15 protein-coding genes are annotated in these 17,657 nt (G+C 39.5%); 5 read left to right on the forward strand and 10 right to left on the reverse strand.

All coding sequences use genetic code 11. The features are described 5' to 3' along the window. Window positions 1–4: 4 nt before the first annotated feature. Complete coding sequence (locus tag BLO34_RS09645) at window positions 5–1,501, forward strand: sensor histidine kinase (protein ID WP_172823967.1); 1,497 nt, start codon at window positions 5–7, stop codon at window positions 1,499–1,501. Then, window positions 1,494–2,183, forward strand: coding sequence for a response regulator transcription factor (locus BLO34_RS09650; protein ID WP_090754836.1), 690 nt, complete (start codon window positions 1,494–1,496; stop codon window positions 2,181–2,183). Before BLO34_RS09645 ends, BLO34_RS09650 begins: the two co-directional genes overlap by 8 nt. An 80-nt stretch (window positions 2,184–2,263) precedes the next feature. On the opposite strand, the gene BLO34_RS09655 is transcribed toward BLO34_RS09650, so the two are convergent. Then, window positions 2,264–2,545: a DUF427 domain-containing protein gene (locus BLO34_RS09655; protein WP_090756586.1), complete on the reverse strand. Its 282-nt coding sequence runs from the start codon at window positions 2,543–2,545 to the stop codon at window positions 2,264–2,266. 160 nt (window positions 2,546–2,705) lie between these two features. Between BLO34_RS09655 and BLO34_RS09660 the strand changes: the two genes are divergently transcribed. Next, window positions 2,706–3,728: a zinc metalloprotease gene (locus BLO34_RS09660; RefSeq protein WP_090754838.1), complete on the forward strand. Its 1,023-nt coding sequence runs from the start codon at window positions 2,706–2,708 to the stop codon at window positions 3,726–3,728. 177 nt (window positions 3,729–3,905) lie between these two features. Here the strand turns inward: BLO34_RS09660 and BLO34_RS09665 are convergent, their stop codons facing one another. From BLO34_RS09665 to BLO34_RS09705, 9 genes are all read right to left on the reverse strand, one after another. Further along, on the reverse strand, window positions 3,906–5,072 hold the full coding sequence (locus BLO34_RS09665) for a hypothetical protein (RefSeq protein WP_090754841.1): 1,167 nt from the start codon (window positions 5,070–5,072) through the stop codon (window positions 3,906–3,908). Window positions 5,073–5,236: 164 nt separating this feature from the next. Then, window positions 5,237–6,199 (reverse strand): L-histidine N(alpha)-methyltransferase, encoded by a 963-nt coding sequence (locus BLO34_RS09670; RefSeq protein WP_090754842.1) that lies wholly within the window; start codon window positions 6,197–6,199, stop codon window positions 5,237–5,239. Next, window positions 6,196–7,362, reverse strand: a complete 1,167-nt coding sequence (gene egtB / locus BLO34_RS09675; protein ID WP_090754844.1) for an ergothioneine biosynthesis protein EgtB — start codon at window positions 7,360–7,362, stop codon at window positions 6,196–6,198. Before egtB ends, BLO34_RS09670 begins: the two co-directional genes overlap by 4 nt. A gap of 263 nt (window positions 7,363–7,625) precedes the next feature. Next, window positions 7,626–8,450: a thymidylate synthase gene (locus BLO34_RS09680; protein ID WP_090754845.1), complete on the reverse strand. Its 825-nt coding sequence runs from the start codon at window positions 8,448–8,450 to the stop codon at window positions 7,626–7,628. A 126-nt stretch (window positions 8,451–8,576) separates the two neighbouring features. Beyond that, window positions 8,577–8,960, reverse strand: a complete 384-nt coding sequence (locus tag BLO34_RS09685) for a hypothetical protein (RefSeq protein WP_090754848.1) — start codon at window positions 8,958–8,960, stop codon at window positions 8,577–8,579. 116 nt (window positions 8,961–9,076) lie between these two features. After that, window positions 9,077–10,891, reverse strand: a complete 1,815-nt coding sequence (locus tag BLO34_RS09690; protein WP_231959457.1) for a NupC/NupG family nucleoside CNT transporter — start codon at window positions 10,889–10,891, stop codon at window positions 9,077–9,079. Beyond that, entirely contained in the window at window positions 10,848–11,459 is a 612-nt protein-coding gene (locus tag BLO34_RS09695) for a bifunctional nuclease family protein (RefSeq protein ID WP_090754849.1), read from the reverse strand. The genes BLO34_RS09690 and BLO34_RS09695 overlap by 44 nt, the downstream gene beginning before the upstream one ends. A 90-nt stretch (window positions 11,460–11,549) precedes the next feature. Next, on the reverse strand, window positions 11,550–12,518 hold the full coding sequence (locus tag BLO34_RS09700; protein ID WP_090754851.1) for an electron transfer flavoprotein subunit alpha/FixB family protein: 969 nt from the start codon (window positions 12,516–12,518) through the stop codon (window positions 11,550–11,552). Window positions 12,519–12,629: 111 nt separating this feature from the next. Further along, entirely contained in the window at window positions 12,630–13,376 is a 747-nt protein-coding gene (locus BLO34_RS09705) for an electron transfer flavoprotein subunit beta/FixA family protein (RefSeq protein ID WP_090754853.1), read from the reverse strand. Between the two features lie 154 nt (window positions 13,377–13,530). Here BLO34_RS09705 and BLO34_RS09710 point away from each other — a divergent pair, with 154 nt between their 5' ends. Both BLO34_RS09710 and BLO34_RS09715 read left to right on the forward strand, forming a co-directional pair. After that, window positions 13,531–14,511: a pyruvate dehydrogenase complex E1 component subunit beta gene (locus tag BLO34_RS09710; protein WP_090754855.1), complete on the forward strand. Its 981-nt coding sequence runs from the start codon at window positions 13,531–13,533 to the stop codon at window positions 14,509–14,511. Between the two features lie 458 nt (window positions 14,512–14,969). After that, complete coding sequence (locus BLO34_RS09715; protein ID WP_090754857.1) at window positions 14,970–17,480, forward strand: DUF5686 and carboxypeptidase-like regulatory domain-containing protein; 2,511 nt, start codon at window positions 14,970–14,972, stop codon at window positions 17,478–17,480. Window positions 17,481–17,657: the final 177 nt, after the last annotated feature.

Below are 17,657 nucleotides of genomic sequence, written 5' to 3' on the forward strand. Positions count from 1 at the left end.
CATAATGATCAGTGCCGTGGTATTCATCACGATTAGCATTCAATTCTATTGGGTGTTCAAGAATTATGAAGAAAGTGAAAGACAGCTAGAGCGCGATATCAACACATCTTTTGACCTCGCAGTTGAAGATTATTTTACGAATGAATCCAAACGCAATACACTTGGTTTTTATAGCAAGGATGGTGATTTTCCCAAAAGCAAAATGGATAGCATCCTGACCAATATAGGCAAGGTTATTAAAAGTGAAAATGAAGCTCTCAAATTTCCAGAAAAGGAACAAGGAAGTGACAGCTTGAATAATAAGGATTTAAATATAAGCGGAATCCAAGTTTTTAAAGGTCTGGATCGAGATACCGCTGCATTTGAAAAAGAATTAAAAACTCCTTTCAACAGGTTATTCATTGCAAAGGATAGCAGTAAAACAGGAAAAGCCACCATTTCAAACTTAAGGTTTACAGATGATCAAATATCAGGATCAGTCAGAGAGGTTAGTGATCGCATCGTGATTTCTTTTGCTACCAACCAGATGGATCTTGAAAAGGTAGACAGTCTGATGAGCGCGTCGCTAGAATCATATGGTATTAACATTGATCATGGTTTTCTATACAATGATGGTGATGACGATTTTACTCAAGGTACGATTAATGGGACTCAAATTATAGAAAGTGATAGCCCGCAACTGTACCAAAACACAAACCTGAAATTGATCTACTCTGGTGGACAATCTACCCTTCTTAAACGCAATCTAACTAGCATATCTTTGTCTTTCCTACTTATATGTGGAGTTATTTTTTGCCTATTCTATATGCTGTGGATCATTCGCAAACAGAAAGAATTGAGCACCATCAAAAATGATCTAATCTCTAACATTACCCATGAGTTTAAAACACCTATCGCTACAGCAAGCGCTGCACTTGAAGGTGTTCAGAATTTCACAACTACGGGTGACATAGAAAAATCAACACGTTATTTAGGTATAGGAAGAGAACAGCTGGCAAAACTCAACTTAATGGTAGAAAAGCTATTGGAAACAGCTACGATCGACAGCGATAAACTGGCTTTGCAAAAAACCAAGTTTTCATTGAGCGATTCCATCGAGGGTTCTGTCAATCGCTATAAAGATCTTACCCATAAGTCTATCGAACTGATTGTCCCAGATAAAGAAGTTGAATTTTACGGTGATGAATTCCATCTCGAGAATGCCATTAACAATCTTATTGATAATGCGATTAAATATGGCGGCGATGCCATAACTATAAAACTAGAAAAAATCACTTCTAAAATTCATCTGGAAGTAAAGGATGACGGCAGTTTGCTTGAGAAAAAAGACGCCAAATTACTTTTTGACAAGTTCTATCGAGTACCTAGCGGCGATCGTCATACCGTCAAGGGTCACGGTATTGGATTATTTTATACTAAAGCAATCATTGAAAAACATGGCGGTAGCATTTTTCTAGACGTGAAACCAACGACCTTCAAAATAGAATTGCCTTATGAATAAGAAAAAGACTCGCGTACTATTTGCAGAAGACGAGCCAGCACTGGCGATGATTGTAAAGGAAAGCCTGGAAACCAGAGGATTTGACGTTACTCATTGTGCTGATGGTCAAAAAGCGTTGGATACTTTTATCAACAATGAATTTGATATTTTGGTTTTGGATGTGATGATGCCTTTACTTGACGGCTTTGAGTTAGCCAGTAAAGTGCGTGAAAACAATAATGCAATTCCCATTGTCTTCCTTACCGCAAAATCACAAACAGAGGACGTACTCAAAGGTTTTCACGTAGGAGGAAATGATTATCTCAAAAAACCATTTTCCATCGAAGAGCTGATCGTGCGAATGAAAAATCTGCTGGAACGTAAACAAGTACAACAGTCTGCAGATATGTATCAACTTGGGCAATATTCTTTCAATTTCCCACAGCAAAAATTATCATTTAAGGAAAACGACCCAGTAAAACTGACACACCGGGAATCCCATTTGTTGTATCACTTATTACAGAACAAAAATAAGGTTCTCGATCGCAGTTACATTCTACAGAAATTATGGGGCAGCGATGATTTTTTCACGGGAAGAAGCATGGATGTGTTTATCACAAAACTGCGCAAAAAGCTATCTCAAGACGACCAGATAGAAATTGTAAATGTGAGAGGTTATGGGTACAAGCTTTTAACTCCTTAGCTTCAAAATGTAGCGCTATAGCGTATTTGTTGATGTGATCTCGCTTTCGCGAAAGCGGAATCAAAATTTACACGTCTAACCTACTTTGTAACCTCAACACCCTTCCAAAAAGCAACGTGATCCTGAATTTCTTTGGCAGCGTTCTTTGGGTCTGGATAATACCAAGCAGCATCCTGATTCTTCTCACCATCTACTTCTAGCGTGTAATAACTCGCTTTACCTTTCCATGGGCAACCAGTGGTTTTATCGCTCTCCTTGAAAAATTCCTGCTTGATAGCAGTCTTTGGGAAATAGTGATTGTTTTCTACAACGACCGTTTGGTCGCTTTCGGCGATGACTTGATTGTTCCAGATTGCTTTCATGATATTCATTTTCCACTAAATTAACTCGTTGAATGAGGATTCCTCTTGAATTTTTGAAACATTTAAACAGAATCATGTATTTCATCGAATTGATCTTTACAATTGTTAAAGCTTTCCTAACAATTTATGTACATTGAGGCAAACATTTAAAATCTAACTAATGAAAAAAGTAATTTTATCCCTATTTGCTACTGCCCTAATCCTATCATGTAGTGAAAACAGTGAATTTCAAGAAGACCCAATCAATAATGACGGTATTCAAACAGCCGAGCTGCGCAAATGTTATGCAGCAGAAAATTTTGACAAAATGATGCTCAACCCAGAGTTTGCTTTAAACGCAGCAGCTATTGAAGCAAAGGCTAATCAATTTGCTCAAGCGGCATTTGAAAAAGCAAGAAAAAAACCAAGAGGTGGTGGCAATGATGGTGGAGACACTGGTGGCACAGATCCTGGAGATAATATAGGTGTTGTAAACATTCCTGTGATTGTCCATGTTCTTTATAATAATAATTCAGAAAATATTAGCGATGCGCAGATCAACTCACAAATCGCAGTGCTTAACAACGACTTCAGAAAAACAAATAGTGATGCAGGATCAGTTCCATCGGAATTTGCAGGTCTGGCAGCAGATAGCGAAATAACTTTTACTCTTTCCAGCATCACACGCACGTCCTCTACTAGAACTTCTTGGGGAACTAACGACGCGATGAAAAGTTCGGCAAACGGTGGCGTTGATGCAGTAGACCCTGCAAATAATCTTAATATTTGGGTTTGTAATATTGGTGGTGGAATTTTAGGATATGCTCAATTCCCTGGAGGACCAGCTTCCACAGATGGTGTAGTTGTAGCTCCACAATATTTCGGAACAATTGGAAGTGCAACTGCTCCTTTTGATGGCGGTCGTACGGCTACTCATGAAGTAGGTCACTATTTGAACCTAAGACATATTTGGGGAGATGGAAGATGTAACAGAGATGATTTTGTTGCAGATACTCCATCTTCAGATAGAGCAAACTACGGTTGTCCATCATACCCTACGTCTCACTGTCGTTCAAATGATATGACAATGAACTACATGGATTACGTAAATGATGATTGTATGTATATGTTCAGTGCAGGACAAAAAACTCGTATGAGATCCTTATTTGCCGCTGGTGGTGCGAGAGAATCACTTATCAAATAAATTGAATTACCACTAAATATAAAACCCGAGCTTGTGGCTCGGGTTTTTTTATGATAGAGGTGAAATAATAAATGCTTCATTTAGAGTTTAGAACTAAATCGGAGAATTTTTTCAATATCAAAAGATCTAAAACACAAGTTTTTTCCCATCAAATCAGTTAAGAGTGAGCTTCTTGAATTAAGGCATTCCACAAAGGACGCCACCATTACGGCTACTTCCTGCAATCACTTCAAAATCTCCAAATATTGCACCTGGGCCAATTGGTTGAGAGCAGCTGGTATGTATTTCTTCTACTCTACGACCATCAACACTTATAAACACCTTGCTAGATAACGTCTGCTGGTTATCTTGACCTACCAATTGGATCACATCTCCTGGATCCACAGACTGATTGAATATTTCTCCTCCACGTTGTTGTTCCACTTTAACGTCTACCGTTTGTGAACCATTGTACACCAAACTTAAAGAGGTAACCTTTCCATCACAAGTATTGCAAGGCTCTGGTATGTCTGATTCGTCTAGGTCACAAAGTGGACCTCCATTTCTGCTTTCTCCAGCTACAATAATAAAGTCAGAAACCGCATAGCCGATCCCGATTGGAATACTACAACTCGTATGTATTTTGGCCACCTGAGCACCGTCGATAGACATATATATTTCTGTGCTAAGAGTTCCTTTTCTATCTGTACCATCAATAGAGAACTGTTCCTGTGGAGTGACGACTCTGTCAAAAACAATTCCACCTCTTTTTTGTTCAACGGTAATTCTAGCACTTTCAGTTCCCTCATATATAAAAGATAATGCTGTTACTTTTCCATCACAAGGACCACAAGGTATTGGCGGGTTATTCAACCCAATATTTCCTGCTGCGATGATGGTAGACATATCATCCATACTATAGTGTGGACCTACATAATATTCATGATTCTCTGTTAAGTCATAGTAGTCAGTAGAAGTTCCATCATCCTTTTTATCGAAAAAAGTTCTTCCTATTCCAGTATCTCCATCTATAGGGTTTAGAGTGATAACTCTATCACCATTATTCCCAAAAAGGCCTTCGTGAATATGGACTGGGTGCATGATTCCTGGTATCGTATTTTCTAGCTTCATGAAAGATTCCACTCCCATGATACCGGCATCTCGAATAGTTATAAAACCTTGTATACCTTGTACATCGGCCTCAATAAGCTTATAGGTTACTTGATCAGCATTTTGCGGTAATACGGTAAAAAGTTGCTGAGCGTTTTCTGGCGCAGTAATATCGATTCGATTTTCAAGTGAATCATCACATGAGGCTAGTAAAACCGCTAATGCAGTCAATACTAGATATTTGAATTTGTTCATAATGGGATGTGCTATGTTTAAGAAATAAAGTTAGGTTAAGCCATCGCCAACAAATTACCTTTTCGTCATATGGCCAATATATTAGACCAAAAATTATTAGTGTTAAACGAATGCCAACAGAACCTTGAAGTTCTAAGTAAGTAACGCGAACTTGTAAAGCCCTATTACTTAACTTTAAAAAGGTAATCTTTATAAAACTCCCGATCATCCTCATAAAATTTGATGATTTCTAAACCCGCCTTCTGCGCAAGCCACTCCACGATGTCATCATCATATTTCTGACTGATCTCAGTATGGATAGTCTCCCATTTTTTAAAATCTACTTTAAGATCCAGTGCATTGATTTGAACTGTGCAGTCCTTGGTTGCCAGTAAATAGCTTTTGGCAGTTCCCGTTTCTGGATCGTATGCTTCCCAGTGTTCAAAATCCTCAACAGGAAAGTCGGCCTGCATTTCTTTGTTGATCCTGTGTAGCAAATTTCTATTGAATTCCTGCGTCACACCTTGTGGATCAGCATATGCAGTTTGAATCGTCAATGGATCTTTTTTCTGATCAAAACCCATGAACAACAAATCCCGCGGACTCATAATATCCTTAAGCTTTCCTAAAAAGTCAATCGCTTCAGGATGATTTAAATTACCAATGTTTGATCCCAATACTAGAATGACTTTGGGACGCTTATCGTACTGCGCGAGTTCTTGCAATACCTTAAAGTAAGTTCCCTGTTCACCTTGAGCGTCTAGATTGGGAAACAAATCCAAAAGATCCTTTATCAAATAGTCAATCGAGTTTTGACTGATGTCAATTGGCTTATAGGTGAAATCAACGTTGTTATCAACCAGTTCCTTAAGAAGGACTTTTGTTTTTTTACCATCACCAGCGCCCAATTCAATTAGATCAAAATCATTTTCATTAGAAAAAGTTTCTCTCAAATCTTCTTTATAGGTATCAATGATATTGTACTCACAGTCGGTTAAGTAATACTCTGGTAATGCCATGATTTGTTGAAAAAGCTTATCGCCTTTTTCATCATAGATATATTTGGAACTTAGGAATTTGGGATGTGAAGTCAGTCCTTCTTTTACGTGATCCTCAAATTCCTTTTGGAAGGTTTCTTTTTTGGTCATAAAGATTTGGCTAGTCTCAAACCGGTAAATTGCCATCTCAAATAAGGATGGAAAAAGTTGCGGTAAGTTGGTCTGGCGTGATTTGATGCAGTGGCAATGGAGCTACCTCTCAGCACTTTTTGATTCACCATGAATTTCCCATTGTATTCACCTAGGGCTCCGTCAGCTTTTAGGTAATTGGGATATGGTAAATAAGCGCTTTCTGTCCATTCCCAGCGTTTGCCCCATTTAAATTTCTCTTGAGCAATTTCCCATTCAAATTCAGTAGGTAAGCGCATTCCTTTCCATTGTGCGTAGGCAAACGCCTCGTAGTAACAAATGTGGGTTACAGCAGCTTTTGGGTCAATTGTTTTAGATCCTGAAAGTAAATACTGTGTCCACTCGCCATCATCATTGAACCAGTACATAGGTGCATTGATATTATTTTTCTGAACCCAATCCCAACCTTCGGTATGCCAAATCAGCACATTTTCATAACCGCCATCTTCCATAAATTCCATCCACTCGCCATTGGTCACTAACTTATTGGAAATGGAATAAGGCTCTACAAAAACACGGTGTTTAGGCTCCTCATTATCATAACAAAAATCATCAGAATCATGACCTATATGATAGATCCCTTCTTTAATAGGAAGCATTTCAGCCATATGCGACTCTACGAAAACTTCATTTTCTTTGTTCCCGTAAACTGGCTGCAATGGATTGTTACCCAGGATATATTTAATGTCAGTTAGCAGCAATTCTTGATGCTGCTTCTCGTGGTGAATTCCTATCTCAACTACGGCACGCGTTTGTTCATCTAATTCTTCACTTAACAACTTTGTCATTGCGTTTGTTACATGTTCTCGATAGCTGTAAACATCTGCAACGCTAGGTCTGGAAAGGTTGCCACGATCTGTACGTACAACACGTTTTCCCATACTTTCATAATAACTATTGAAAACATAGGCATAACGCTCATCATAGCGTTTATAACCGTCTAAAAATTGAGCAAGTAGAAATTCCTCAAAAAACCAGGTAGTATGGCCCAGATGCCATTTGGGCGGTGATACATCCACTATAGGTTGTACCACATAATCCTCTATGGCAAGCGGCTTGCAAATGGTTTCCGAGTCTGCTCGAGTTTGCTTGAAAAGCTCTAGTAATGATTGGTCTTGATTCACTTCTCAAATTTAAGGTGTTTTTGTAGGAAGAAGATTCACCCACAAGTTAACTTCAAGTTAAACAGCCCAGTAGTAAATCCAAGCTTGAATCGCGACTAAAATTCAAAGATGTCTAGCAGATAGTTGATTATATCGCTTTCGCGAAAGCGTAATAGAATCAAATCTCAAGAACAACAGATTATAATTCCAAGGTATTTCGTGGGTAGTTCGCTTTCGCGAAAGCGGAAACAAAACGCCACTCAAACAATGTAATCTGAATTTAATTACACGGCAACTGCTGCCTTAATCGCAGGATATGGATCGTAATTTTCCAACGTAAAATCCTCAAAATCAAAATCAAATATATCCTTGATTTCAGGATTCAACTTCATGGTAGGTAATTGTCGAGGCGTTCTGGAAAGCTGCAGATCAATCTGCTCGCGGTGGTTGGAATAGATGTGCACATCGCCAAAAGTGTGAACAAAATCACCGTATTGCAATCCGCAAACTTGCGCCATCATCATCGTTAGCAATGCATAGCTCGCGATATTGAACGGCACGCCCAGGAAGACATCTGCGCTGCGCTGGTATAGCTGGCAGCTCAATTTCCCGTCAGTAACATAGAATTGGAAAAAGGCGTGACATGGTGGTAAAGCCGCTTTGCCATTTGCCACATTTTCTGAAAAGCTCTTGCTTGTATCTGGCATCACGCTGGGATTCCAGGCGGTAACCATCATTCTCCTACTATTGGGATTTGTTTTAATAGTATGGATGACATCCTTGATCTGGTCAATGCCTTCACTATTCCAGTTGCGCCACTGATGGCCGTAAACAGGACCTAAATCACCGTTCTCATCTGGCCATTCATTCCAAATGCGCACATTATTGTCTTTTAGGTAGGCAATATTAGTATCACCTTTGAGCAGCCACAACAATTCATAAATAATGCTTTTTAAATGCACCTTCTTGGTAGTCACGAGCGGAAATCCCTCGGCAAGATCAAACCTCATCTGGTAGCCAAAAACACTGCGCGTGCCCGTACCTGTTCGATCACCTTTGTCATTACCGTTATCCAGAATATGTTGTAGAAGCTCGTGGTACTGTTTCATATAATTGCTGACTTTGAATCTTAAGCCATATCGTCAATGACCCAAGATGGAAAAATAAGAAATACTGTATGTAGCAAGGATGAAACAGATGACTGATCCAATTAATTTTTCAACTGCTTATTAAAATCAGTTATCATGCTCAGTTACGAAAGATTGTGCCCATGAGACAGCGCTTTCAATAGAATTAAAGACTCCAAAAGAACCTTTGTAAACCTCTTGTTCCTTAGCTGCCTTTACGACGATTTCTTCTCGTTTACTTGAAACGATAGCGATAGCCACCATTTTTTTGGAATTGACCAATTTATAAATGGAAACATCGACGTCATATCCAAATTCCCTATTGGAAATATAAACCATCTTCTTATTGCCAAAATGGTCTTTCACGGATGTAAGAATAGTTTTGGCGATGGAAGTGGTAACTTGAGTGTTAGGTAAAATACTACTGATAACATAGTTATCGTAATATTCTAATTTACCAAAATCAAATTGTTGTACTTCAACTGGAGACATGTTTTCCTTTTACAAAATTTTAAGTAAATGTATAACGTAAACTTAAATAATGGTTAAAGAGATTCGGTTTTTTAGATCAAAAGCAAATAGACAAGTGATTCAACTAGATAAACACCTTATCCGAAAAGCATACCGGCTATCGTGGCCGTAAGTAATGCCGCACAAGTACCGCCTATCAAGGCTTTAATTCCAAACTTAGCAAGCACGCCACGTTGCGATGGAGCAAGTACGCCAATACCACCAATTTGTATCCCGATGGAGGCAAAATTTGCAAACCCACAAAGTGCGTAAGTAGCAATTACAATGGATCTATAATTGACTAATACACCTGTGTTTTTAAGCGTACTTAACGAGGCATAAGCAAAGAATTCATTAAGAATTGTCTTCTCTCCTAGTAGTTGTCCCACCGCAATGATATCCTCATAAGGAACTCCTATCAACCATGCTACCGGTGCAAATAAATTCCCTAAAATATATTGCATGGAAAAAGATTGATACCTGCCATCAGTCCATTGGACGATCTTATCATTAAGACCCGTAGGATCACCTATCAAATCTCCAAGCATCCAATTCACTACCGCCATGATGGCTGTGAATACTAAAAGCATGGCTCCAACATTCACGGCTAGTTTTAAACCGTCAGTAGTACCTCGTGAAATGGCATCCAGTACGTTAGATCCTATTTTTTCTTGAGAGATATCTAAGTCCGTATTGATATCATCTTTGTTTTCTTCTGGGAAAAGGATTTTAGCAATAATGATTGCGGCCGGCGCACTCATGATCGATGCGGTCAGCAAGTGTTTTGTAAAAATGATCTTTTCTGCATCGCTATCACCACCTAAAAATGCTATAAAAGCCGCAAGAACGCCACCAGCAATAGTCGCCATTCCTCCAACCATAAGGCACAACATCTCAGACTTGGTCATTTTATCTAGGTATGGTTTTACCACCAAAGGAGCCTCAGTCTGACCTATGAAAATATTTGCAGCTGCAGCAAGAGATTCAGAACCACTCAAGCGCATTGTTTTGCTCATCACCCACGCAAATCCATAAACGATCTTCTGAAGAATTCCCAGATAGTAAAGCAGTGAAGTAAAAGCCGAAAAGAACACAATTGTAGGCAACACCTTAAAAGCAAAAATGTACCCTAAACTAGAATTGACATCAATCAATCCGCCAAAAACAAAGTCTGCACCAGCTTCAGAAACATTTAGAAAGTCTACTACTTTATTTGAAATCCAGTCAAAAACGAATGCCACTGCCGGAACCTTCAATACCAGAACTGCAAACAAAACCTGTAATCCTAATCCGGTAGCTACCAGCTTCCAATCGATCTTTCTTTTATTGGCACTTAGAATAAAACACAATCCAATAATGAACACAATCCCTATCAAACCACGATAGAAGCTTGTAAACGTAAAACCAAATCCTTTTGATGGATCCACCGCAAAATCCTGCTCGGCAGGAGTTTCTTCGAGCGTGTCTAACGGTTCCGTAGTTCTGGTAAAATCAAATGATTCCGTAGCGTTGGAATAAACCAGTAGATCGTTTGTCAAATTGTCTAACGTATAACGTTTAGCGTCTGCTGTTGGTTCTACAAAATATAACGTGAGTTCGTTCTGGTCGTAAAAATAATTTCCAGCTACCTGGTCGAGTGAATCTGTCGATATGTAATAGGTAAAATTACTCTTCCCAAATACCACAGAATCTATCGCAGCGCCTTGAAAGGTTGATTGTTTGTAATTCTGGTCTGCACTATTAATATTCCAGGTTCCTTCCAGAGAGATCTGGTCAGTCTGTGCGCTGGATATAGAAGTTATAAATAAAGAGATGAAAAGTAAAATACCGGTCAGTGCAGGACTAAAAATCTTCATGTGGAATGCTGGATTATCTTTTTGATATCTCATCTCTAATACTGGCAGCCAGCTCATAATTCTCATTACTAACGGCTTCCTTAAGCATCTTGTTCAGCTCGTCCATGGATAGGTTGCTGTAATCATTTTGTTCGTCTAGTGGTGTGTTGATCAACTCTTCAATCAGGTCATCACTATCATCGTCTTCATCCACGAGATCCTTATCTGAGGTAATCTGCTGCTGGATTCCAGCTTCATCCAGAATATTCTCATAAGTAAAAACTGGCGCCTTGAATCGTACAGCAAGAGCAATAGCATCGCTGGTGCGAGCATCAATTATTTCTTCAATTTTATCCTTTTCACAAATCAAACTGCTATAAAAAACACCATCAACCAATTTATGAATGATGACCTGTTTAACAACAATTCCATAACGCTCTGCAAAGCTTTTGAAAAGATCATGGGTCAACGGTCGCGGTGGACTAATCTCTTTTTCAAGGGCGATGGCAATACTTTGAGCCTCAAACGCACCAATAACAATGGGCAATTGCCTATTGCCTCCAGATTCTTTAAGAATCAAAGCATACGCACCATTTTGAGTCTGGCTGTAAGAAATTCCGCGAATGTTAAGTCGTTTTAGACTCATTGTGTAGGGTGAACTTGTAATGAAAAAGGCTGTGCAAAAATGAGCATTTTCTCATATTGCACAGCCTTAAATTTAATATTTCTTTGGGTTTTAGGCGTTAGCTGCCTTGAAAGCCTTTAATTTCTCTATAAGAGCAGGCACAACTTCAAAAGCATCACCTACCACTCCATAGTCTGCAGCCTTGAAAAAAGGCGCTTCTGGATCTGTATTGATTACTACTTTTATTTTGGAAGAATTGATACCAGCAAGGTGTTGGATCGCTCCAGAAATTCCAATAGCAATGTATAGGTTGGACGCTACTGGCTTTCCTGTTTGACCTACGTGCTCGCCGTGAGGTCTCCATCCCATATCACTAACAGGTTTGGAACAAGCGGTTGCTGCACCTAGTACATCTGCCAGTTCTTCAATCATTCCCCAGTTTTCTGGTCCTTTCATACCACGACCGGCACTGACAACGATCTCTGCATCTGCGATGGTTACCTTATCGGTTGCCTTGTCGACAGACTGTACTTCTACTTTGAAATCGTCATCATTCAATGAAGGTGCAAAATCTGCAACGGTACAATCGGTTGGGTTTTCTTTTAAGCCGTAGGCGTTTTTAGACAATCCAATTAACTTGCGATCTGTTGAAATCTGCGTGTTACTAAATGCTTTGTTTGTAAAGACAGATCTTTTTACCGTGAATGGATCTGCGCTGGATGGTAATGCTACCACGTTAGAAACATAACCTGCATCTAAATGTACACTCACTAGAGATCCCAGATATTTAGAATCTGCACTAGAGCTAATTACGATCACCTTTGCATCTTCTGCCTTGGCTGCTTGAGCGATGGCATCTGCATAGGCACCTGCGTTGAATTTATCTAATTTGGCGTCCTTGACATTGTGTAGTTTACTGACGCCATAGGTTCCCAATTCACCAGCATCTGCCGCGTGAAATGCAATCGCTGCGACATCTGTTCCTAGCATGTCTGCAATTCCCTTGGCATAACTCGCCACTTCATAAGCCGTCTTTTTGAAGGCTCCGTTTTCTGATTCTGTATATACTAAAACTGACATAGTCTTTTAATTTTTGATGTGAACCTAATCATTGAAAGATCCACTGATGTTGTTGTTATCTCGCTTTCGCGAAAGCGAAATTCTTATTAATCAATCTACTATCGACAATCCCTAGATCGCCTTTGCCTCATTGTGCAAGAGATCGATTAGTTTATCAAGATTATCTGCATCTACTAAAGTTACGGCACCTTTAGGCGCTGGCTTTTCAAAAGATACGGCGCTTGTCTCACTATTTGCACCAACAGAGGCTTTGACATCCAGCGGCTTTTTACGAGCCATCATGATCCCACGCATATTGGGGATTCTCAAATCGCTTTCTTCCACGAGGCCTTTTTGACCACCTATAACTAGTGGCAAACTTGCCTTCACAGTTTCCTTACCGCCATCAATCTCACGTGTCGCAGTGGCACTATCACCATCTACTTCAAGAGAAATACAAGTGTTTACAAAACTAGCTCCTATCATGGCAGCCACCATTCCTGGTACCATTCCACCATTGTAGTCAATGGATTCACGACCAGCGATAACTAAATCATAACCGCCGTTTTTCACAACGTCTGCAAGTTCTTTTGCAACAGCATAACCGTCCACTGCTGGAGTGTCTACTCGTATCGCCTGGTCTGCACCTATGGCAAGAGCTTTTCTAAGTGTAGGCTCTACCTCTGCACCACCAACGGTGACTACGTCAACGCTAGCGTTTTGTTTTTCCTTAAACCACATCGCTCTGGTGAGTCCAAACTCATCATTGGGATTGATCACGAACTGTACGCCATTTGTATCAAACTGCGTGTCATTGTCTGTGAAGTTGATTTTTGAGGTTGTATCTGGCACATGGCTGATGCAAACTAATATCTTCATTTTATGAGGTGTTTTATTATCAATAATTCAATGTCCACGAAATTAATTAAAAATCACACAATAAGCTATGCGTGCATAATAAAATTTTGTTAGACTTTTTGAGCAGATAGTTCTTTAAGACCTATTTTTGTTCGAAGTACAACATCACTATTTTATGAAGACAATACAATTCCGCGAGGCAATTTGCGAGGCGATGAGTGAAGAAATGAGACGCGATGAGTCTGTCTATTTGATGGGTGAAGAAGTGGCCGAATACAATGGAGCTTACAAGGCCTCTAAAGGTATGCTGGATGAATTTGGCGCTAAAAGGGTTATCGACACTCCTATTTCTGAGCTTGGATTTGCTGGTGTTGCCATAGGTTCTACCATGACTGGTAACAGACCTATCGTTGAATACATGACTTTCAACTTCTCACTAGTTGGGATTGACCAAATCATAAACAACGCGGCGAAAATTCGTCAAATGAGTGGTGGACAATTGAAGTGTCCTATTGTATTTAGAGGACCTACCGGTAGTGCTGGTCAACTGGCCGCAACACACTCGCAAGCTTTTGAAAGCTGGTTTGCAAACACACCTGGACTTAAAGTAATTGTACCGTCAAATCCATATGATGCAAAAGGATTGCTTAAAGCAGCCATAAGAGATGATGATCCCGTTATTTTCATGGAATCTGAGCAAATGTATGGTGATAAAGGTGAAGTGCCAGAAGATGAGTACATCCTACCTATAGGTGTTGCCGAACTTAAAAGAGAAGGTGACGATGTTACTATCGTTTCCTTTGGAAAAATTATCAAGGAAGCCTACAAGGCCGCCGAAGAATTAGAAAAAGAAGGTATCTCTTGTGAGATCATCGATTTAAGAACGGTACGTCCTTATGATAAGGAAGCGATTTTGAAATCGGTTAAGAAAACGAATAGATTGGTGATTCTGGAAGAAGCATGGCCATTTGGTAATGTATCTACTGAAATCTCACACATGGTACAGGCAGAAGCTTTTGACTATCTTGATGCTCCTATCTACAAAATCAACACCGCAGATACTCCAGCACCTTATTCTCCAGTGTTATTGGAAGAATGGTTGCCTAACAGTAAAGATGTGGTGGAAGGTGTAAAGAAAGTGATGTATAGAAAGTAAAAAACTTTCAATTTTAATATTTAAAATCCCAACTCTCGCGAGTTGGAATTTTTGTTTTAAAGGTTTCTGAAGAAATAAATCATACGCTTCAGCACGTATATAGAGAAAATGCTAAGACTAAAAATTAGTGTCACTATTACTTTGATAGGAAATGAAATAACAAATACTGGACAGGATTTTAATTAGTTACCGTACAGTATATTTTAGTTCACTCAGGATTCTATATCAATTCTTTTTAAGAAAAAAAGGGTCCAATAATTTGTAGAATGTTCTTTTAAATCGAAGTTCCAACGCGTAACAAAACTGCATAGCCAATAAATACGTTTGTTACTTTACTAATCAGGTTTTAAGTCTGATTAATAATCGGGTTGGCTCTTAGGGAAGTTGGCTCGATTTTTTGTTTTCATAACATAATCTTAGTAGCAGTCGTTATATCTTCGGCGCTTGTAATTTTCACAATGACAGATAATTCCAGTGTATATCATTTGAGGTCGATTCTTTCGGCTTTTGCTTTGATATTTATTTCCATCATTTCAACCGCTCAGACTAAAGTAGGTGGAGTTGTTTATGATAGCGATGGCGTGACAGTTCCTTTCGCAAATGTTGTTTTCCCAGGTACTTATGAAGGTACCATCACTAATGATGATGGGCGTTTTTATTTACAATCTGATGAAAATTATAACCAGATTGAAATCTCATTTGTTGGCTACAAAACAAAAACCATTGATCTAGAAGGTCGTGTTAAACTTGACTTCAACATCACCTTAGAAAGCGATGAGGCACAACTTGATGCTGTTGTGGTTTACACCGGTAAGACATCTAAGAAAAACAATCCGGCACTGGATATTTTACGCAAGGTCTGGGAAAATCGCCGCAAGAATGGACTCCAACAATTTGATCAATATCAATACGAGAAGTACGAAAAACTAGAATTTGACCTCAACACTATAGATAGTTCCATGATCAATTCCAACCTTTTTGAAGGAATGGAATTCATATTTGACTACACAGACACAAGTGCTGTAACTGGTAAGACCTATCTACCCATATTTATTAATGAAGCGCTCTCTACCGTTTATGGCGATAATACCATCAACAAAGAAAAGCAGAACGTAAAGGCAAATAAAAACTCTGGATTTTCTGACAATCAAACCCTTATTGCTTTAGTAAAGGATTTATATACAGACATTGACATCTATGATAGGCACCTTAAATTCTTTGACAAGAGTTTTGTAAGTCCCATAGGTAGAGCTGGAATTGACACTTATAACTACGTACTGCGTGATACAGCAGATGTAGATGGAACACGATCCTTCAATATTGTTTACTATCCGCGTCGTGTAGGTGGTCTTACGTTTAAGGGAGATTTCTGGGTGGCAGACTCCACTTATGCTATCAAGCAAATCAACATGCAGGCTACTAAAAGTGCCAATGTAAACTGGGTTAAGGATATTTATATTGAGCAGGAATATCAAGTGCTGGGTGATAGCCTATTCCTGATTACAAGAGACTTTTTTCAGAGTGATTTTTCCCTGCGTAAAAAGGAAGAAGCTAGCGGCGTTTATGGTAAGCGCACCACTTTGTTTGCAGACTATCAATTTGACATAGAAAAGCCAGAGGATTTTTACCGTCGTCGCGTTAATGACTATGATCCAGATACCTATAATCGTAGCGAGGAATATTGGGATGAGAACCGACTGGAAAAACTTAACGAGGATGAGAAGCAGATTTACACCATGCTCGACACACTCAAGCAGAATAAAAAATTCAAACGACTATATAATATAGGAACCATTTTATCATCTGGTTATTATGAGGTAGACAACTTTGATATAGGACCCGTTTTTTCCATATTCGGATTTAATGATGTTGAGGGATTGCGATTGCGTGGTGGTGGACGTACTTATTTCACCGCAAACGATCCTTGGCGACTGGAAGGCTATCTAGCCTATGGTTTCAGGGATGATCAGGTCAAATATGGTATATCAGGGAAATATCTATTGGACAAGCGCAGCCGCTTGACTATTCAGGCAGGAAACCGTCGAGATATTGAACAGCTTGCTGCCAGCTTGACGAATACTAATGATGTTTTGGGTCGTAGTCTTGCGTCTAGCGCCTTGATCAGTACTGGAAATAATGGCCGACTGTCTTCCATCAACCTTTCCACGGTAAGCCTCAGTTTTGAGCCGCTTTACAATTTGGAATTCCGTTTGGGAGGAAGTTATAGAACCATCAAATCTGCAAACCCAGATTTCTTCAGTTTGGATTATCTCGCAGATGACGGAACAATCAATAGCCAGCTGAATCAGAGCGATATAGGTTTATCGATGACATTCACGCCAGGTCGTAAAACTGCCAACTATGGTGTGGATAGAACGATTATTAACTCTTACCAATATCCGATTCTCTACGCTAATTATACCAGAGGCTTAGAAGGCGTTCTCAATGCCGAATTTGATTACGACAAGTTCCAGTTTTACTATGAGCATCCGCTGCAGATAGGTGGATTTGGGAGGTTGCGTGCTCGTGTTGAAGCAGGAAAAACCTTTGGCGAGGTCCCACTGGCATTGCTTAATGTGGTTCCAGGAAACCAGACCCTATTCAACATCGCTGGATCTTTCAACACCATGAATTTCTATGAATTTGTGACTGATGAATACGTCACGCTACACCTGGATCACAATTTTAATGGCCGCATCTTTTCCCGTATTCCTGGATTACAGCAATTGGACTTGCGTGAACTGGTTGGTTTCAAGGCAGTTTATGGAACCATAAGTGATCAAAATATTGCCATTAACCGCAGTAATATTGATTATCTCGCTCCAGAGGATGTCTACTATGAGTACAGCTTTGGCGTTGGTAACATCTTCCGCATTTTGAGGATCGATGCTAGTTTTAGAGGGAACTACCGAGATTTACCTGACGCGCGCACCTTTGCAATTACGGGAAGCTTCGGTTTTAGTTTTTAGACTCATCGTGCAACTTGGATCTTGACTTGTTACGCTTTCGCGAAAGCGAACTACAAAATCATCTACTTTACATCCAGCTGCATATCAACTACTAAATAGCTGAATTACAACATACCACCGAATTATATAATGGAGACTTTATTAAGGACTCCGATTACAGTATTCCCATTTTTTATA

Source organism: Nonlabens sp. Hel1_33_55 (genome assembly GCF_900101765.1).
Classification (GTDB): domain Bacteria; phylum Bacteroidota; class Bacteroidia; order Flavobacteriales; family Flavobacteriaceae; genus Nonlabens.